This window comes from Actinomadura sp. WAC 06369, from assembly GCF_003947565.1.
Lineage (GTDB): Bacteria > Actinomycetota > Actinomycetes > Streptosporangiales > Streptosporangiaceae > Spirillospora > Spirillospora rifamycini.
On sequence record NZ_QHJN01000367.1, the window covers coordinates 1 to 1,426 of the forward strand.

The 1,426-nt window shown below is 68.7% G+C and carries 1 protein-coding gene; it reads left to right on the plus strand.

Annotation, left to right across the window (positions count from 1 at the left end; genetic code table 11):
* The first annotated feature begins 76 nt into the window (after positions 1-76).
* Entirely contained in the window at positions 77-1,336 is a 1,260-nt protein-coding gene (locus tag DMH08_RS39460; RefSeq protein ID WP_034517295.1) for a cytochrome ubiquinol oxidase subunit I, read from the plus strand.
* Positions 1,337-1,426: the final 90 nt, after the last annotated feature.

The window sequence follows — 1,426 nt, forward strand, 5'->3', positions numbered from 1 at the left end:
GGTCCGATTCGCGGGTGGGGGTCGGGGCCGGAGGATCGGTGCGTTGTCGTCGTTCGGTTCACGGGGAGGCGGGGTCATGGACGACCCGTTGATGTTGGCGCGGGTGCAGTTCGCGTTGACGGCCGGCTCGCATTTCCTGTTCGTCGCGTTGACGTTGGGGTTGGCGACGCTGGTGGCGTTGATGCAGACGGTCGCGACGCTGCGGGGCGGTGGGGGCGGCGGTGCCGCGGTGCAGTCGCGGATGGTGCGGTTCTGGGGGCAGCTGTATGTGATCAATTACGCGGTGGGGATCGTCACCGGGTTGGTGATGGAGCTGCAGCTGGGGTTGAACTGGGCGGGGATGTCGCGGGTGACCGGCGGGGTGTTCGGTGCTCCGCTGGCGTTGGAGACGATCGGGGCGTTCTTCATCGAGTCGACGTTCCTGGGGTTGTGGATCTTCGGGTGGGACCGGTTGAACCGGTGGGTGCACCTGGGGGCGATCTGGGTGGTGACGCTGACGGCGTACGCGTCGGCGTATTTCGTGTTGGTGGCGAACGGGTGGATGCAGCGGCCGGTGGGGTTCGAGCTGGTCGGTGGTGAGGCGCGGTTGACGGATGCGGGGGCGTTGCTGACGAATCCCGCGGCGTTGCTGGCGTTCGGGCATGTGCTGTTCGGGGGGTTGCTGACGGCGGGGTTCTTCATGGCGGGGGTGAGCGGCTGGCATCTGCTGCGGCGGACGGCGGAGGTGGAGTTCTTCCGGCGGTCGATGCGGGTGGGGCTGGTGACGGTGCTGCTGGCGCTGTATCCGGTGGTGATGTTCGGTGGGGTGCAGTTCGCGTATCTGCAGCCGACGAAGCTGGGCGGTGGGGACGCGGACGCGGCGGTGGCGGATTTCACGGCGCGGTTCGGGCCGGGCGACTACATGGCGCCGGGGCTGGCGGCGGCCGGTGAGGCGCTGATGGTGCTGATGTGGTCGCTGATGCATCTGGTGGCGATCGTGGCGCTGGTGAAGGTGTGGTTCGGCCGGTGGCTGGTGCGGGGCCGGATCTTCCATGTGCTGATGATCGTGTCGGTGCCGTTGCCGTATGTGGCGATGCTGTCGGGCTGGGTGTTCCGTGAGGTGGGGCGGCAGCCGTGGGCGGTGTACGGGGTGCTGAAGACCGAGGACGCGTTGTCGGAGGTGGGGTCGGGGACGCTGGCGGTGTCGTTCGGGGTGTTCTCGGTGCTGTTCGCGGTGCTGGTGGCGGTGAACGTGTGGTTGCTGGCGCGGTTCGCGCGGCGGGGCCCGGAGGGGGCGTCGTTGGGGGCCGCTCCCCCGGCGGAGCCGGCGGCTCCGGCGTTGAGCCCGACGTTCTGACTTGGCGTTTCTTCATGTCTCGATGCGTGCCGGTGTGCGGTGCGGTCCCGGTTCGGAGGTGCGGTGATGGAGTTTCTCGCGGTGGTGCTG

Coding starts and splice junctions, on each gene's coding strand:
- DMH08_RS39460 (WP_034517295.1), top strand. CDS start 77: ATGGACGACCCGTTGATGTTGGCGCGGGTGCAGTTCGCGTTGACGGCC.